Genomic DNA, 15,238 nt, shown 5'->3' with positions numbered 1-15,238 from the left:
TTAAATACTTTTACCGGATTATACCTTGTTTGCTGTTAAGGCTGTTAATAAGCATTTGCCGGGCAATCAATATTTATTTTAAACAGTTAATTCCGCGGATGGTACGCCTGGTTTTGCGTAAGCCAGCCTGCCAACAGGCTGCGGCAGGTAATAACTGTCCAGCCCTGCTACCGTCATCGTTTGAGCTTTTACGGGGTCTACAAAGCCATCCGGGGCAATTAAATCCTCATCGGCCAGTATGTAAACAATTTTCCCTATTACTATGGTTGTACCGTTTATCTCTATATCGATGGCCTGCTGCAGTTCAAGCCCTATCCTGATGGTTGATTGTGCTACAAATGGCGCGTTAAAGCCGTCGGTGTATGATCTTTCAAAGCCGCACAGGTCAAATTCAGATTCGCCTGCGGCATAGCTTGCACTGGTTTGGTGTGCCTGCATATACCATTCCGGCAAAACATTGTTAAGGGTATAATGCCCGGTAGACTGAATGTTGCGCAGTGTATCGTTATGCGCTCTTTGCGGCCGCATTACCATGCCTATAAGGGGCGGATTGGCCCCCAGGTGGAATACGGAACTTACCAGGCACAGGTTGGATACACCCTGCCGGTTAGCCGTGCCTGCCAAGTGTAATGCCTTGTAACCTGCCAGGCTATTGATAACGTTGATACGATAGAATTTTTCCATCGCGCTGATGTCTTCGCTGTTAAACTTTATCATCTTTGTTATAGTTCCTGTAATGTTTTGCGCTCTTTTTGATACTGCTCCAGCACCCTGCCAATGCAGATCCTTAGCCAGGGGGTATAAATTTCCGGCTGTGCTGCAATATCATTTGCCAGGGTAGCCGTGTCTATATACCTGCAGGCGGCAACTTCCTGTGGGTTGGGCACAGGTTGCTCATCGCTGTAACCCATAAACACCCGGTCAAATTCATGTTCGATAAGGCCGTTCTCAAATTCATGGCGATAGGTAAAGTTAAATACTTCCTTAAGCTGGCAGGCCATGCCCATTTCTTCCTGCAGCCTGCGATGGGCGGCGGCGGTAGTGTTTTCTCCTAACTTAGGGTGGCTACAGCAGGTGTTGGTCCACAAGCCGCCAGAGTGATATTTATTAAATGCACGTTGCTGCAGCAGCAGTTGCCCTTTGCTATTAAATATAAAAATTGAAAAAGCCAGATGCAGCGCCCCGGTGCGATGCACGGCCATTTTATCCATAGTGCCGGTTATTTGTCCGCCGGTATTAACCAGCATTACACTTTCTTTCAAAACTGTTTTGTTAAAGGGTTGTCAATCATAGGTAAGGTTTTCAAAGATAGGTTAGACATCTAAATAATACAATAATATTCTAAAATTTAATAATTAATATAATATCGTATTATTAAATTGCTTCTGTATACAGATTGATAAAACACAGTTGCAGATGCTGAACAGAAATAATTACTTTGCAAATAATTTACTAAACGCCTTGCGGTTTAGCCTGATAATCCTTTAAGCCTACTAAATTGAAAAAAACATACCTCACCAGGTTGCTAACCATTTGCCTGGTAGCGGCCGGCCTGTTTGTTAAGGCACAGATCGTGACCATCCCGGTAGAAACACAGCACAATGCACTGGTGCTGCAAACAGATGCGCAAAAAAATTTAAAGATGGTGTACTTTGGCGCCAAACTGAATGATGCCCAAGAATATGCACAGATAGCAAAAATGTATAACCCGAACGATGATTCGGGGGTGCTGGATGACGCTTACACACCATCGGGCAGCGCTAACCTGGCCGAGCCCGCCATTACAGTTACCCATGCCGATGGCAGTAAATCGCTCGATCTGCATTACATCAGCCACAACGTTAGTAAGATTGATGATAACGTTTCCCTGCTTACCGTGATCTTAAAAGATCCCGCTTATCCGTTTGAGGTAAAACTTTGCTACAAAACCTTTTTTAAGGAAGATGTTACCGAACAATGGTCGGTAATTATCCATAACGAGAAAGGGGTGGTAACGTTAAACAAGTTCGCATCTGCCAACCTTAATCTTAAGGCAGATGGTTTTTGGCTGAAGCAATACCATGGCAACTGGGCTTTAGAAATGCGGCCCGAAGAAAGTAAGCTTACCCACGGCATTAAAACTATCGATAGCAAACTGGGTACGCGTGCCAACCTGTACCAGCCATCTATGTTTACGGTATCGATGGATAAACCTGCTACCGAGGACGAGGGTAAAGTGCTGCTGGGCGCAATGGAATGGTCGGGTAATTTTAGGGAAGATTTTGAATTGAGCCCCGAGCCTTCAAACTACCTCAGGCTTATCGCCGGCATCAACAATGCGGCTGCCGAGTATCATTTAAAGCCGGGGCAGGAGTTTGTAACGCCTGCTTTAGTTTATACTTACAGCAGCCGGGGTACCGGCGATGCCAGCCGCAATATGCACCGCTGGGCGCGTAAGTATAAACTTGTTGACGGCGAAGGGCAAAGGTTAACCCTGCTCAACAACTGGGAGGCTACCTATTTTGATTTTAATGAAACCAAACTGGCGCAGCTGCTAAAGGATACTAAAAAGCTGGGTACAGATTTGTTTTTGCTGGACGACGGCTGGTTTGGCAACAGCCATCCACGCAATGCCGATAACGCAGGCCTGGGCGACTGGCAGGAGAATAAACTGAAACTGCCTAACGGCATCGGTTGGTTGGTGAAAGAGGCACAGGCCAACGGGGTTAAGTTTGGGATCTGGATAGAACCCGAGATGGTTAACCCGGCCAGCGATCTGTACAAAACACACCCGGATTGGATAATTAAAGAAAGCGGCCGCCCCGAAAAATATTTCCGTAATCAGCTGGTGCTTGATCTTACCAACCCCAAAGTGCAGGATTTTGTGTTTGGCGTGGTTGATAACCTGTTCACTAAAAACCCGGATCTGGCTTATATAAAATGGGATTGTAACGCCGTTATTTATAATGCGCATTCGCAGTATCTTAAAAAAGATCAATCGCACCTGTACACCGATTATGTGCGTGGCTTATATAAGGTTTTAGATCGTGTACGTGCCAAATATCCAAAAGTGCCGCTGATGCTATGCTCTGGCGGTGGGGGCCGGGTAGATTATGGCGCGCTGAAGTATTTTACAGAGTACTGGCCGAGCGATAACACCGACCCGCTGGAAAGAATCTTTATACAGTGGGAGTACTCTTACTTTTTCCCGGCTATTGCAAGTTCAAACCATGTTACAGACTGGGGCAGGCAGCCTATAAAATTCAGGGTGGATGTTGCCATGATGGGTAAAATAGGGTTTGATATTGTGGTGAGCAAACTGAGCGAAAAAGAACTGGCCTTTTGCCGGCAGGCCTTAACAAATTATGACGGCGTTAAAGATGTGATCTGGCATGGCGACCAGTACCGGCTGCAAAACCCGTGGACTAACGATGCAGCATCGCTGATGTATGTTAATGATGCCCGGTCAAAAGCGGTGGTGTTTAATTATTTGGTTAACAACCGTTATGGGGCGGGTACCAAAGTTCCCATCCGCTTCAAGGGGCTCGATGCGCAGAAAAAGTATTCGGTTAAAGAGATCAATCTTTATCCCGGCAGCAAACCGGTGGTGGATAACAACCTGGTTTACACGGGCGATTTTTTGATGAACGTAGGCATCAACCCCCAGATCAGCGCGTACCACACCAGTGTGGTAATGCAGCTTGATGCCATGAATTAAAAACCAAAAGGGGATGCGTAACGCATCCCCTTTTGGTTTTTACAAGCTTTATTATTGCTTCCTTAAGGTATTTACGTTAATGTGCGGCCACATGATGGTACCTGACTTTTGGGGCGGAAACTTGGGTATAAAATTCAGATCGGCCTGCTGCGAGTATTGCAGCTGTTTAAATTGCGTACCATCGGCCAGGGTAACATCTTCTATCCAGTAAGTAGATACAAACCTTGTAGGGTCTACCGTTTGCTGTACAAAAGGGATATTTACGATAGCACCGCCTGTAACCTGGGTATCAACAGATATTACCGTTACGTTGCCAATGTTTTGGCCTGCAATAGCATTGCGTAAAGAGGCGTTGGGGTCTTGCGTGTTAAACTGATTTAAAGGGAAGCCGGTATGTGTATATTGGTCCAGATAACCAAGATTAGGCGGGGTGCCAAAATCTATCGGATGGCCCTGAACCGGAGGTATTGCCGGCATGCCGTTAGATGTTGCCGCATCGCCCAGGGCAACAACCACATCGCCGTGCGGGATGCTTGCCTGGCGTACAATGGTGTAAAAATGATCGGGTGCGGCGGCTGCCGCCTTAAAAGGGTCCTGGCCTTTATCAGGTTGTTTCTGCACATCAGCCATATATAACCACATGCCATTCTCCAGGTGTAAAATACCTTCGGTAGCATTATCGGTTATGGTAAGGTCATACATTAAACCGGTGATAGATTGCATTTGCTCGCCGCCACGGTTTGGCACAGGTGCGCTGATAGGGGTAAAGGTGATGGTTTCAGAATAATTTTGAATCAGCAGTTTAAAGCCTTTAACGGTACCGGTGTTTGATGGTACGGCTATCATGTTCCAGCCCAGGTTACCGCGCCAGGTACCTGCAAGGCCGGCAAGCGGGCCAAGTTTGCTGGCTATTTCTGTTTCCGAACCGCCTAAGCGTACAAAGCCCTTAGGTAAGTTAGTTGAATTGTCTTTTAGCATTGTAATAAGGTTTAGGTTTTTACCCTACTAAATTACAAGTAATTAAACATGGCCAATAAGCTATTTTTACCCTTTATTAATGCATTAATAGCCTTAAAACAGCTTTATAAATACTATTGGCAGATGGCGGCTATCAAACCATATAATACCAAAATACAATTGGGTGAAAATGATACACAGTGATGCGGCGTGCTGTAATAGATGTTGTTTAAGTAACGAGCTTATTTGGCCGATGGTAAGGTAAACCAAAAGCTGCTACCTTTACCCAATTCGCTGTCTACCCCAATTTGGCCGCCCAGTTTTTTGATGATCTCGGCACAGATGTATAGCCCTAAACCCAGGCCGGAGTACTGTGTGCCGCTTTTATCAACCCGGTAATACCTGTCAAACAAATGGGGGATCATCTCCGGCGCAATACCAGGCCCTTTATCAATAACCGATATTTTAACCATTGCATCTGCTTTTTCAACATGGATGATGATCTGTTTAGAGAGCGGTGCATACTTAACTGCGTTATTAACCAGGTTAACCAGTATCTGATCTATCCGGCCTTCATCGGCATAAACCTGCAGATTTTTGAGTCCGCTTGTTTTAATTTCATAATTTCCCTGCACACGTACATGGTTACAGCATCCGCTGATCAGTTCATCGATAGAAAAAATTGTTTTTTCGAGATGTAATTGCCCTTGGTTTAGTTTACTAACGTTCAGCAGGTCCTCAATCAGTGTGCTTACTCTTTGCATGCTTTTATTGGCCATGGCAACAAGTTTGGTCACCATGGGTGTGCCATGGTCGGCCTTCATCTTATCCAGCAGTTGTAGCGAAGCGTTAAGGCTTGTAATGGGTGTTTTTAATTCATGGCTGGCAATACTCATAAAATCGTCTTTTTGCTTCAGCAGTTCTATAGTTGCATCATCCAGCATTTTTTGAACAGTAATATCCAGCGATGTGCCCACAAAACGATACGCCTCACCCAAATCATCAAAATAAGCCTTGCCCTTAAATTTAAGCCATTTAACTTTTTTGCTCTGCGTTTCTGCGGTACGAAATTCCTGATCGTATTCGCCTTTATCTAAACCACTTAAAGCGCGTTTAAGCGCTCTGTCAACCTTTTGCCTGTCCTCAACATGTATCAGGTTAATAAACTGGGTATAGGTAATGCTATCCGCTGCCGAAAGGCTAAACATTTCTTTACAGCGGAGGTCACAAATCAGTTCGCCGGTGAGTGTATTATAATCCCAGGTGCCTAACCCGGCGGCAACAACGGCAAGTTTTAAACGCTCCTTACTTTCTGCAAAAAGCTTCTCTACTTCTGCCAGCCCTTCTTCAATCTTGCGTTTGTCGGTAATGTCAATCACGGCTAAAAGAATAAGCAGCTCGCCGTTCATCTTTTCCAGCTGGCGGGCGTTCAGGTTCATTATCTTCCGGCCAATGGTTGGGAAAACATGGGTTACTTCGTAGTTAAGCACCACCTTTTGCTGGGGCAGTATGCTCTCCAGCATGGTACGCAGTGCCGGTATATCCCATTGCTGGTTACCCAGGTCATAAATATAGCGGCCTTCTGTTTCGGCCTCATTAACTTTAAATTTTTTATAGAAGCCGCTGGTAGCCTGTTTTACGCGCAGGTTTTCGTCAAGGATGATCAGCGGGTCGCCAATGGTGTTGATGATGCCGTCGGTAAATGTTCTGGCGTAAGTTAATTCGTCATTACGGTCACTTAAAGCCTCGTTGATAGACATGATCTCCTCATTGATGCTTTGCAGTTCTTCTTTAGAAGTTTCCAGTTCCTCGTTGATGATCTGCTTTTCATCGTTACTGGCTAAAAGTTCCAGGTTGGCGCTTTGCAGTTCCTGGTAAATAGCTTCCTGCTCGTCAGATAGTGCGTTAAGATCTGCTTGTGTTTTTGCCAGTTCTGCTTCAAGTTCTGCTATTTTTAGCAGGTGCCGGTTATTCAATGCTGTGGCATTACCGTTAATATCATCTGCCGGTTTTAAAGTATCAGTTTGTATGATGTTTCCTACTGGCGGTGGTATGTTAGTCATTATATCAGCTTAATTAAGATCAGATCGGTATTGAAATTATGACTACAGTAACTGCAGCAGAAATACAAAAGAAGACAGGAATTAATTTAGCTAAAGATAGGATTAATTAAAACAGCAAAATCAAATATTATCCGGCAAAATTTACCTTTAAATGCCGCTAATTTGCGGCTATATTTTAAGTTTGCAGGCTATTCATCTATATGCCACACGTACTTGATAACCCTATATATAACGCCCTTATATCGGGCAGCCAGAAACTTTCGGTAGCGCAGGGCAGCGTAAGTCATTTCCGCCGGGATGTGGCACCTTTTGCCGGGTTGAAAAATTTGGACGAAGCAGATTTTGCTGTGCTTGAACAGCTGATAGCAGAAAGCGGCGTATATGTGCTTTTTAGCCCGCAAAAGATTAAGTTTCCGCAATCCTGGCAGATTCTTAGGAGCTTTGAGATGAAACAGATGATATATGAAGGCCCCGTACCGGCAAATGATACCCGGCAGCAAATTATTGATCTGGATGATAGCCACGTGCCCGAAATGCTTGCGTTAACACAACTTACCGTTCCAGGGCCGTTTTTAGATCGTACTATCGAGTTTGGTAATTATACCGGCATCTTTACAGATGATAAACTGGTAGCGATGGCAGGGCAGCGTATGCAGCCTTCGCCTTATATCGAGATCAGCGCCGTGTGCACCCATCCCGATCATCTGGGCAAAGGCTATGCCGCCGCGCTGTTGAACGAACAGATAAGACGCATTATGAATGACGGTAACATCCCATTCCTGCATGTGCTTGCAGACAACCATTCGGCCATACGCGTGTACGAGCGCGCAGGCTTTAAAAATCATCAGCAAATGCTGGGTTACGTATGCAATATCCCTAAATAAAAATCAATATTATATAGCCGAATAAGCGGTGGGCACCAGCATGGTTGATGTTATTTTAGATACCAGCAAGGCATCGGCATACTCTGGTACGGCGCTTATCTTTTTCCATTCCGGGTCGCTGCCAAAGGCTTTCCAATGCGCAGCTTTATCGTCCATATCCTTAAAGGTAACCATGTAGGTTAAGTTCGGCCTGTCGTCGCCAAAAATCGTTTCGGCAAAAAATACGGGTTTAAAGCCAAGGCGTTTAAATATATCTACCTCTCCTTTATCATTAAACATTTCAATTTTCTTTTTCCCGGCGGCTTCGGTAGCGCTTTTATATTGGCGTAATTCAAACACGCGTTTTTCTTTTGCAGGCAGCGCTTTAACCGGCATGTGCTTAAAGGCGCGCAATAATGAAGTGTTCAATTGCTCAAATGCAGGGTTGTTAGCAGGTGCGTTAAGGAATGCGGCACCTTTGGCCCAATATTCTTTATCACTTTCTAAATAATCAGCTAAACCGGCGTAACGCTCGTATGCACTGTAAGGAAGAAGCACGTATAACTTAGTTTGGCCGTTAGGTGCAAGTTCTTTAAACACGCCCACGGGTTCGTTTAGCTGCTTTTTAACAGTTGGTATAAAAATATCCCTAAAAAAATCTTCGGTTGTTTTTTGTTGCTGTTCATTCTTAAAGATGTAAACCCTTAATTCATAGTATTCGGTATTTGCTGTACGGGGCTTTGCCATCGTAACAATAGGGGTGGCAGCGGCAGCAACACTGCCTATTAATGATCCTTTTACAAATGAGCGTCTTTTCATTATAGTTAAATTGGTAGGCTAATATATAAATTATGATGTTATCCTATTCAAATTCTTCGTCTTCCTCATCCTCTTCATCAGGTACATAGTTGGTAATAGCCTGTCCAATGGCATCCACTTCGGCATCGTGATCAAACATGGGTATTTCGGTTTCGGGGTTTAGTTTAAGCCAAACATTATCGGTGTCTTTTTCTATCTTGCCAAATTCGTTACCTGCCTTAAATATGGTATAAACGTTATCTTCTTCGGGGAAAACAGAATAAAATATTCCATTCACCAATACGTCAAATGGGTCTTGCATTTTAAGTTTTGTTATAAATTGAGGGCAAATTTATCAATTTTATAGGCATAGCATTAAATACAAGCAAAAGTTTACGCATCAATTGCGTTTTTAATGCCATATTCAGTTACATTTGCGCCCACAATTGCACCCGCCTGATGGTTAAAAAATTGGCCGGTTTTTAGCAGTGATATTAAGCATGAAAAGAGTTGTTATAACAGGCATGGGGGTTGTATCGCCTGCCGGGAACGATCTGAAAAGTTTTTGGACAAATATTGTAAACGGCCGCAGCAACGCCGCCAATATAACCCGTTTTAACGCCGAGCATTTTAAAACACATTTTGCCGCCGAGGTGAAGGATTTTAAAATGGCCGATCACCTGGATCGGAATGAAATAAAACGCAGCGACCTGTATAGCCAGTACGCCATGGTTGCTGCTAAAGAAGCTATAGAAGATTCCGGCTTCGAGCTGGATAAAATGTCGCCTTTTGATGTAGGCGTGATCTTAGGATCTGCCCAGGGCGGTTTCGAAACCTTTGAGCAGCAGGTAAGGGATTATGCTGCCAATTCCTTTGTGCCTCATTTTAATCCCTTCTTTATCCCCAAAACGCTGGTGAACATGGCATCGGGCCTGGTTTCTATCAAATATGGTTTTATGGGGATCAATTTTTCGGCGGTATCTGCCTGTGCATCTGCAAATACGGCCTTAATGGATGCCCTTAATTATATCCGCTGGGGTAAAGCCAAAATTATTATTACCGGCGGCTCTGATGCGCCGATAAGCGAAGGGTCTATAGGCGGTTACAACGCTTTAAAGGCATTATCAACCCGTAACCACGCCCCGCATGAGGCTTCGCGCCCGTTTGATGTAGAGCGTGATGGCTTTGTAATGGGTGAAGGTGCCGGTGTTTTGGTTTTAGAAGAGTATGAACATGCCGTGGCCCGCGGCGCAAAAATATATGCCGAAGTTGCCGGCGCCGCCATGACATCTGATGCCTATCATATTACGGCTACCCATCCCGAAGGAAAAGGCGCTATACAAGGGATGAAATTTGCCCTGCATGATGCCGGCCTGAATGCCGAAGATGTAAATTATGTGAATGCACATGCTACTTCAACCCCGGTTGGCGACCTAAGCGAATCAAAAGCCATTAATGCGGTGTTTGGTAATAACCAAAACCTATCCATCAGCGCTACCAAATCAATGACAGGGCATTTGTTGGGTGCAGCAGGCGCTATTGAATCTATCATCGCTGTAAAAGCTATCACAGATGGCATTATTCCGCCTACTATCAACACACACACTATTGACCCGGAAGTGCCTGCCAATTTGCATATTGTTATTAAGGAAGCCATCTACAAAAAAGTGGATGTGGCTTTAAGTAACACCTTTGGCTTTGGCGGCCATAACGGTATAGCGCTGTTTAAAAGGGTATAATTGCACTGCATTTTATAACATATTTGTATTTTAAGTTACCGATGGATAACAGCCTTTTGCTTAACAGTATTGCTAAATACGTAACGCTTGACGAGAGTGAGCAAGCGCACCTGTTATCTGTTGTACAACATAAAAAAGCTAAACGCAAGCAGTTTATATTAGAGGAGGGAGACATCAGCTCGAGAATAGTTTTTGTGACCTCTGGCTGCCTGCGCAGTTATGCGGTTGATAAAAACGGTACCGAGCATGTACTGCAGTTTGCGCCCGCAGGCTGGTGGATAGTTGATATGCGCAGCTACGTAACAGCAGAGCCTGCCCGGCTTAATATTGATGCTATTGAAGACAGCGAGTACCTGTTTTTTAATAAGCCCGACTTTGAGGAATTAAACCTTACAATACCCGGTTTTGAACGTTTTAACCGTATTATAGGGCAAAATGCTATCGCTACATTTCAGCACCGGCAAATAGATAATGCCATATTTTCTGCCATGGAGCGGTATGCAAATTTCTGCCAGCTGTATCCGTCCCTTATTAAAACCCTGCCGCAAAAACAGGTGGCATCTTATATAGGTGTTACGCCCGAATTTTTAAGTAAGATGCTGAATACGCAGATCGTTAAGTAACGATTCATCTATTTAATAGCTACATAGTCAGTCGCTTACGCCTTTCTCTTAATCTACATTAAGTTTTTTACTTAACCTGCCATAAGTATTGCTCTTAACCTATGTTATTGGGCCGCGCTTGTGTACGGGCTATCTTTGTTATATCAAATCAGGGAGATATGAAAAAGAAGATCCAACACATACTTGCAGGGCGCGAAAAGCAAATAACCAAACACGAAAGTGTAAGGCAGCCCCTGCCACATATGGATTTCAGATTCGCCAACCCCTTTATTGTGCTGCACCACATGGGGCCAAAAGAAATAACGCCGGGGCAGGAGTTAAGGATCCACCCGCATCCCCACCGTGGTTTTTCACCGGTTACTTTTCAGTTGCAGGGCGAGGGTTATCATAAAGACAGCGCAGGCCATAGCGGCACCATTAAAGCTGGTGATGTACAGTGGATGTTTGCAGGCAAAGGCATTTTACACAGCGAAGGCCCAACTGCCGCATTGTTAAAAAGCAGCGGCATGCAAGAGTTGATACAGCTATGGATCAATGTACCCAAAGCAAATAAATGGGACGAGCCAGCTTATCAATCAGCTACCCGGGTGCAGCAGCCAAATGTAATGCAGCAGGATGGTGTAAACCTAAGGTTAGCAAGTGGTACTTATGATGGCCAAACAGGGCCTTTAAAAAGTATTACTCCGGTAATAAGCATTATAGGCGAAGTTGAAAAATGCAGGCAGATACAATTTACAGCCACCCCCGGCTACTGGACCTTGCTTTACATTGCCAAAGGCAGCGTTACCGTAAACCAGGAAACGGTAGATAGGTATAACCTTATTGTTTTTGAAAAAGATAACGAAGAGATAGTACTGACTGCGGATGAAGATGCCCAGATATTGTTTCTGAGCGCGGAGCCTATTGATGAGCCGGTTGCTGCTAAAGATAATTTTGTAATGAACACCGCCCAGGAAACCGACGAGGCTATAGCAGATTATAAGAAAGGTTTATTCGGCACACTTAAATTTTAATAGAATAAAATAATAACCTATAAAAACATACATATCATGGAAAATACAATTAACGGCATACACCACATTACAGCAATTGCAGGCAACGCCAAACGTAATTATGATTTTTATACAAAAGTATTAGGCCAGCGCATGGTTAAAAAAACCGTGAATTTTGACGACCCGGAAACTTATCATTTATATTATGGTGATAAGCAGGGTACGCCGGGCACCATCCTTACCTTTTTCCCCTGGGAGGGCATCCAAACGGGCAGGAGAGGTGCAAGGCAGGCAACAGAAATTGGCTACTCGGTACCGGAAGGGAGCTTTGATTTTTGGTTGAACCGTTTTGAGAAACATAACGTTACCTATAATAAAGTAGCCGAAAAGTTTGGTGAGCAATACCTTACCTTTTTAGACCCCGACGGTTTAAAACTGGAGTTGATAGCTTCAAAAACTACGGATACCCGTTTACCATGGGAAACGGAAGACATTAAGGCAGATAACGCTACAAAGGGTTTCCATAACGTAACCATCACAACCAATAAAATGCAGCCAACTGCCGATGTGCTCACTAATGTATTTGGTTACCGTTTACTGGAACAGCATGTTAACCGCTACCGCTTTGTAACCGATGCTGTTGATAACGCTAATATTGTAGATCTGGTAGAAGTACAGGGCGAAGTTGCCGGGCATGTAGCCGGTGGTTCTGTTCACCACGTTGCTTTTAGGGTTAAAAATGAAGAGGTGTTAATGGAATATCGTGATAAGATAGCTGCCCTGGGTTTAAATATTACGGATAAGATAGATCGTAATTACTTTTACTCCTTATACTTTCGCGAACCAGGTGGTGTATTGTTTGAAATAGCTACAGATAACCCTGGCTTTAGTGTTGACGAACCGGTAGAAGAATTAGGTACGCATTTAAAGCTGCCTGCACAGCACGAAAGGTTTCGCAGCGCATTAGAAAAATCATTACCAAAATTAGATTAAGCATGTACACACATCATCAACAGATCAGCATTGGCGGCGCACCGGCCGCCAATGCAAAAGGTGCCCTGATCATGCTGCACGGCAGGGGTGCTTCGGCTTCAGATATGATGCAGCTTGCCGGCCAGCTTAATACAAAAGAGATGACTATTTATGCGCCGCAGGCCACAAATAGCAGTTGGTATCCTTATAGTTTTTTAGCCCCTGTACAAGAGAATGAGCCGGCCTTAAGCTCTGCCATTGCATTAATTGATGAAGTGGTAGCAAAAGCTTTGGCAGACGATTTTACGGCTGATAAGATCTATTTTGCAGGATTTTCGCAGGGGGCATGTTTAACTTTAGAGTATATCACCCGCAATGCAAAACAATATGGCGGTGCAGTAGCTTTTACAGGCGGGCTGATTGGTGAAGAAATAAACCTGGGTAATTACAAAGGTGACTTTGCAGGTACGCCTGTACTGATAACTACCGGCGACCCGGACCCGCATGTGCCGGTAAGCAGGGTAGAAGAAAGTGTGGCAATATTACAAGGCATGAATGCTGACGTTACTTTAAAAGTTTACAAAGGTCGCCCGCACACGATTACACATAACGAGATAGTGCTGGCCAACCAGCATGTGTTTGTTTAAAATTATTTATTGCCGGTGCGTAAAGTGCCGGCTTTAATTTATTAGCATGAAATACGAAGACATTGAACTGGTAAACAATGAAGCCATCCACAACTTTGAATTTGTGGTTGATGGGCACCGGTCGTTTATAGATTATAAGCTTAAAGATAACAAGATATATCTGGTGCACACCGAAGTGCCACAGGAATTGGAGGGCAAAGGTGTTGCTGCAGAAATGGTTGAAAAGGCATTTGCTTATATCGAGCAAAAAGGGCTAAAACTGGTTCCATTATGCACTTATGTTCAACGGTATTTAAAACTACATCCCGAATGGGAACGAATTTTAGCCTTGAATGGAAACGTTTAAAGTAACCCGGGTATATGCCGACGAGCAGGGGGAGAGCCGCTTTGATGAATTGCATTATCCGTTAACTAACGGCGGGCCAATAGGACACTTGTCAGAAAAAGTACAGGTAAAGGAAATTCTTTTCAGAAAGGTACCTGCTGGCTATAACGATCTGCATAATGCACCTGCACGCCAGTATGTTGTTTTACTGGATGGCGGCGTAGAAATTGAAACCTCAACAGGAGATAAGCGTACTTTTGCACCCGGAGAGGTTTTGCTGATGGAAGATACTATAGGCAAAGGCCACCGCAGCAGTAACCTGCAGCCAAAAGAACGCAGCTCGCTGTTTATTATCTTTTAAAGCAGCAGCACATCTATCCGGTGGGCATGTACCATGTTCAGGTCTACCGACCAGGCAAAAACCGTAAACTGCCCATCCTGTGATGCTACCAGGGCAACGGCATCGTGCTGATCGCTTACAAACTGGGCGGCTGCCAGGTGCCTGCTTCCACCGCTTTGGGCCGGGTGCATTCTGGTTGCTTTACCGCCTGCCACGGGCTCCGTCAGGATGATCTGGCCAACAGGTCCGCTGTTTTCTGCCCGGGCAGCCTTGGCGCCAAAAGCCAGCAAATCATAATTATCTGTAATAACGGTGGCCCCGTCTACAGCGGTAAACCCGCCAATCAGGTCAATAGCCTCTAACAGGGATCCCTGCCACTCCAGCTTTTTGCGCTCTTTATCGGTAAGTTTTAATAGTTCGGCAATGGCGTTATAGGCAGGCTCTACCGGGTATTTTATGGGCTGTACGATAGATCTTCGCCAGCTTTCGGTACCCGCAGGCACAATAAACACCAGCCCGCCGCGCTTATGCAAGCGTATAGAGGATGCCAGCTGCACCAGCACGTTAAAAGATTCGCCCATGTAAGATGGCAGCGGCATGTTGGCAAGCGATCTGAGCAATTGCGGGCAGTCTGATACACCCATGGTAGCCTCGTCCAGTACTTTGATCTGGTCGCCCTGTAAAACGGCAACGTTAACAAACTTACCAAAGCCATCTACCCGGCGGTGCTTAATAACCAGTAAGCCCGGTTCTACTACCTCTAAAACAAAACAAATAGCGGGTACGCTGTGGGTGGTTCCCCATATAAACAAATCGTCGCCGTAAGGCCAAACGCCCAAATGGATGCCAGGCTGCTCTACCGCGGGTGCCAGTTTGATGAGGTTTTGAGTGGTTAAGCGTAATTTTTCGCCAAAGATAAGGGGCTTGTCTGATTGCGAAGGCTGCAGCAATGCCAGTGAAATATTTGGCGAGCGCCCTTCCTCTCGCCGCATGCTTGCCCAGAATGCGATATCGATAACAGCTTCTATAATATGGTTATCGGGCGCGGTAGCTACGTTATTATCCGGGATGCTTTGCGCGGCTAACTGGTGCTTTTTAAAATGGGCCTCAATTTCGGGCGCAACCATACGGGCCGGTAAGTAGGTGGGTTCAGACAGCATCTGTACAAAAGTTTTTTCTATACAATAATAGGGAATATCTGCGGGCATTATTTTAATGTATG

General features: G+C 44.9%; 16 protein-coding genes. 9 read left to right on the top strand and 7 right to left on the bottom strand.

Going from position 1 to position 15,238, the window contains the following annotated elements:
• Positions 1–78 precede the first annotated feature (78 nt).
• Together E2R65_RS01490 and idi are read right to left on the bottom strand one after the other, a co-directional pair.
• The gene (locus E2R65_RS01490) at positions 79–717 is read right to left on the bottom strand and encodes a flavin reductase family protein (protein WP_134334701.1); all 639 of its coding nucleotides are present in this window, start codon (positions 715–717) and stop codon (positions 79–81) included.
• A 5-nt stretch (positions 718–722) separates the two neighbouring features.
• On the bottom strand, positions 723–1,262 hold the full coding sequence (gene idi / locus E2R65_RS01485; protein ID WP_229704592.1) for an isopentenyl-diphosphate Delta-isomerase: 540 nt from the start codon (positions 1,260–1,262) through the stop codon (positions 723–725).
• Between the two features lie 236 nt (positions 1,263–1,498).
• Here idi and E2R65_RS01480 point away from each other — a divergent pair, with 236 nt between their 5' ends.
• A complete protein-coding gene (locus tag E2R65_RS01480; protein WP_229704591.1) occupies positions 1,499–3,697 on the top strand; it encodes an alpha-galactosidase in 2,199 nt (732 codons plus the stop codon).
• A gap of 51 nt (positions 3,698–3,748) precedes the next feature.
• On the opposite strand, the gene E2R65_RS01475 is transcribed toward E2R65_RS01480, so the two are convergent.
• Complete coding sequence (locus tag E2R65_RS01475; protein WP_134334700.1) at positions 3,749–4,675, bottom strand: heme-binding protein; 927 nt, start codon at positions 4,673–4,675, stop codon at positions 3,749–3,751.
• Positions 4,676–4,896: 221 nt separating this feature from the next.
• Complete coding sequence (locus tag E2R65_RS01470) at positions 4,897–6,717, bottom strand: sensor histidine kinase (protein ID WP_134334699.1); 1,821 nt, start codon at positions 6,715–6,717, stop codon at positions 4,897–4,899.
• 200 nt (positions 6,718–6,917) lie between these two features.
• Here E2R65_RS01470 and E2R65_RS01465 point away from each other — a divergent pair, with 200 nt between their 5' ends.
• Complete coding sequence (locus E2R65_RS01465) at positions 6,918–7,601, top strand: GNAT family N-acetyltransferase (RefSeq protein WP_134334698.1); 684 nt, start codon at positions 6,918–6,920, stop codon at positions 7,599–7,601.
• Between the two features lie 9 nt (positions 7,602–7,610).
• Here the strand turns inward: E2R65_RS01465 and E2R65_RS01460 are convergent, their stop codons facing one another.
• Both E2R65_RS01460 and E2R65_RS01455 read right to left on the bottom strand, forming a co-directional pair.
• The gene (locus tag E2R65_RS01460) at positions 7,611–8,399 is read right to left on the bottom strand and encodes an NIPSNAP family protein (RefSeq protein ID WP_134334697.1); all 789 of its coding nucleotides are present in this window, start codon (positions 8,397–8,399) and stop codon (positions 7,611–7,613) included.
• A 43-nt stretch (positions 8,400–8,442) separates the two neighbouring features.
• Entirely contained in the window at positions 8,443–8,700 is a 258-nt protein-coding gene (locus E2R65_RS01455) for a hypothetical protein (protein WP_134334696.1), read from the bottom strand.
• A gap of 178 nt (positions 8,701–8,878) precedes the next feature.
• Between E2R65_RS01455 and fabF the strand changes: the two genes are divergently transcribed.
• The 7 genes from fabF (at position 8,879) to E2R65_RS01420 (ending at position 14,037) form a co-directional block, all read left to right on the top strand.
• On the top strand, positions 8,879–10,117 hold the full coding sequence (fabF, locus tag E2R65_RS01450) for a beta-ketoacyl-ACP synthase II (RefSeq protein WP_134334695.1): 1,239 nt from the start codon (positions 8,879–8,881) through the stop codon (positions 10,115–10,117).
• A 41-nt stretch (positions 10,118–10,158) separates the two neighbouring features.
• Positions 10,159–10,740, top strand: coding sequence for a Crp/Fnr family transcriptional regulator (locus E2R65_RS01445; protein ID WP_134334694.1), 582 nt, complete (start codon positions 10,159–10,161; stop codon positions 10,738–10,740).
• A 158-nt stretch (positions 10,741–10,898) separates the two neighbouring features.
• Complete coding sequence (locus tag E2R65_RS01440; RefSeq protein ID WP_134334693.1) at positions 10,899–11,753, top strand: pirin family protein; 855 nt, start codon at positions 10,899–10,901, stop codon at positions 11,751–11,753.
• Between the two features lie 36 nt (positions 11,754–11,789).
• Positions 11,790–12,725 (top strand): ring-cleaving dioxygenase, encoded by a 936-nt coding sequence (locus tag E2R65_RS01435; RefSeq protein ID WP_134334692.1) that lies wholly within the window; start codon positions 11,790–11,792, stop codon positions 12,723–12,725.
• 2 nt (positions 12,726–12,727) lie between these two features.
• A complete protein-coding gene (locus tag E2R65_RS01430) occupies positions 12,728–13,351 on the top strand; it encodes an alpha/beta hydrolase (protein WP_134334691.1) in 624 nt (207 codons plus the stop codon).
• A 46-nt stretch (positions 13,352–13,397) separates the two neighbouring features.
• Positions 13,398–13,697, top strand: coding sequence for a GNAT family N-acetyltransferase (locus E2R65_RS01425; RefSeq protein ID WP_134334690.1), 300 nt, complete (start codon positions 13,398–13,400; stop codon positions 13,695–13,697).
• Entirely contained in the window at positions 13,684–14,037 is a 354-nt protein-coding gene (locus tag E2R65_RS01420) for a cupin domain-containing protein (protein WP_134334689.1), read from the top strand. The genes E2R65_RS01425 and E2R65_RS01420 overlap by 14 nt, the downstream gene beginning before the upstream one ends.
• On the opposite strand, the gene E2R65_RS01415 is transcribed toward E2R65_RS01420, so the two are convergent.
• Positions 14,034–15,224 (bottom strand): putative sensor domain DACNV-containing protein, encoded by a 1,191-nt coding sequence (locus E2R65_RS01415; protein WP_229704590.1) that lies wholly within the window; start codon positions 15,222–15,224, stop codon positions 14,034–14,036. The genes E2R65_RS01420 and E2R65_RS01415 overlap by 4 nt on opposite strands.
• Positions 15,225–15,238: the final 14 nt, after the last annotated feature.

This window comes from Mucilaginibacter phyllosphaerae (assembly GCF_004378255.1).
GTDB classification, from domain to species: domain Bacteria; phylum Bacteroidota; class Bacteroidia; order Sphingobacteriales; family Sphingobacteriaceae; genus Mucilaginibacter; species Mucilaginibacter phyllosphaerae.
The sequence above is the reverse complement of the archived record's forward strand: the minus strand, read 5'-3'. Positions and strand labels throughout refer to the sequence as shown.

Bases quoted from the DNA above. Each gene is read 5' to 3' on its own strand.
- E2R65_RS01490 (WP_134334701.1), bottom strand. From the start codon at position 717: ATGATAAAGTTTAACAGCGAAGACATCAGCGCGATGGAAAAATTCTAT.
- E2R65_RS01475 (WP_134334700.1), bottom strand. From the start codon at position 4,675: ATGCTAAAAGACAATTCAACTAACTTACCTAAGGGCTTTGTACGCTTA.
- E2R65_RS01470 (WP_134334699.1), bottom strand. From the start codon at position 6,717: ATGACTAACATACCACCGCCAGTAGGAAACATCATACAAACTGATACT.
- E2R65_RS01465 (WP_134334698.1), top strand. From the start codon at position 6,918: ATGCCACACGTACTTGATAACCCTATATATAACGCCCTTATATCGGGC.
- E2R65_RS01460 (WP_134334697.1), bottom strand. From the start codon at position 8,399: ATGAAAAGACGCTCATTTGTAAAAGGATCATTAATAGGCAGTGTTGCT.
- E2R65_RS01455 (WP_134334696.1), bottom strand. From the start codon at position 8,700: ATGCAAGACCCATTTGACGTATTGGTGAATGGAATATTTTATTCTGTT.
- fabF (WP_134334695.1), top strand. From the start codon at position 8,879: ATGAAAAGAGTTGTTATAACAGGCATGGGGGTTGTATCGCCTGCCGGG.
- E2R65_RS01445 (WP_134334694.1), top strand. From the start codon at position 10,159: ATGGATAACAGCCTTTTGCTTAACAGTATTGCTAAATACGTAACGCTT.
- E2R65_RS01440 (WP_134334693.1), top strand. From the start codon at position 10,899: ATGAAAAAGAAGATCCAACACATACTTGCAGGGCGCGAAAAGCAAATA.
- E2R65_RS01435 (WP_134334692.1), top strand. From the start codon at position 11,790: ATGGAAAATACAATTAACGGCATACACCACATTACAGCAATTGCAGGC.
- E2R65_RS01430 (WP_134334691.1), top strand. From the start codon at position 12,728: ATGTACACACATCATCAACAGATCAGCATTGGCGGCGCACCGGCCGCC.
- E2R65_RS01425 (WP_134334690.1), top strand. From the start codon at position 13,398: ATGAAATACGAAGACATTGAACTGGTAAACAATGAAGCCATCCACAAC.
- E2R65_RS01420 (WP_134334689.1), top strand. From the start codon at position 13,684: ATGGAAACGTTTAAAGTAACCCGGGTATATGCCGACGAGCAGGGGGAG.
- E2R65_RS01415 (WP_229704590.1), bottom strand. From the start codon at position 15,224: ATGCCCGCAGATATTCCCTATTATTGTATAGAAAAAACTTTTGTACAG.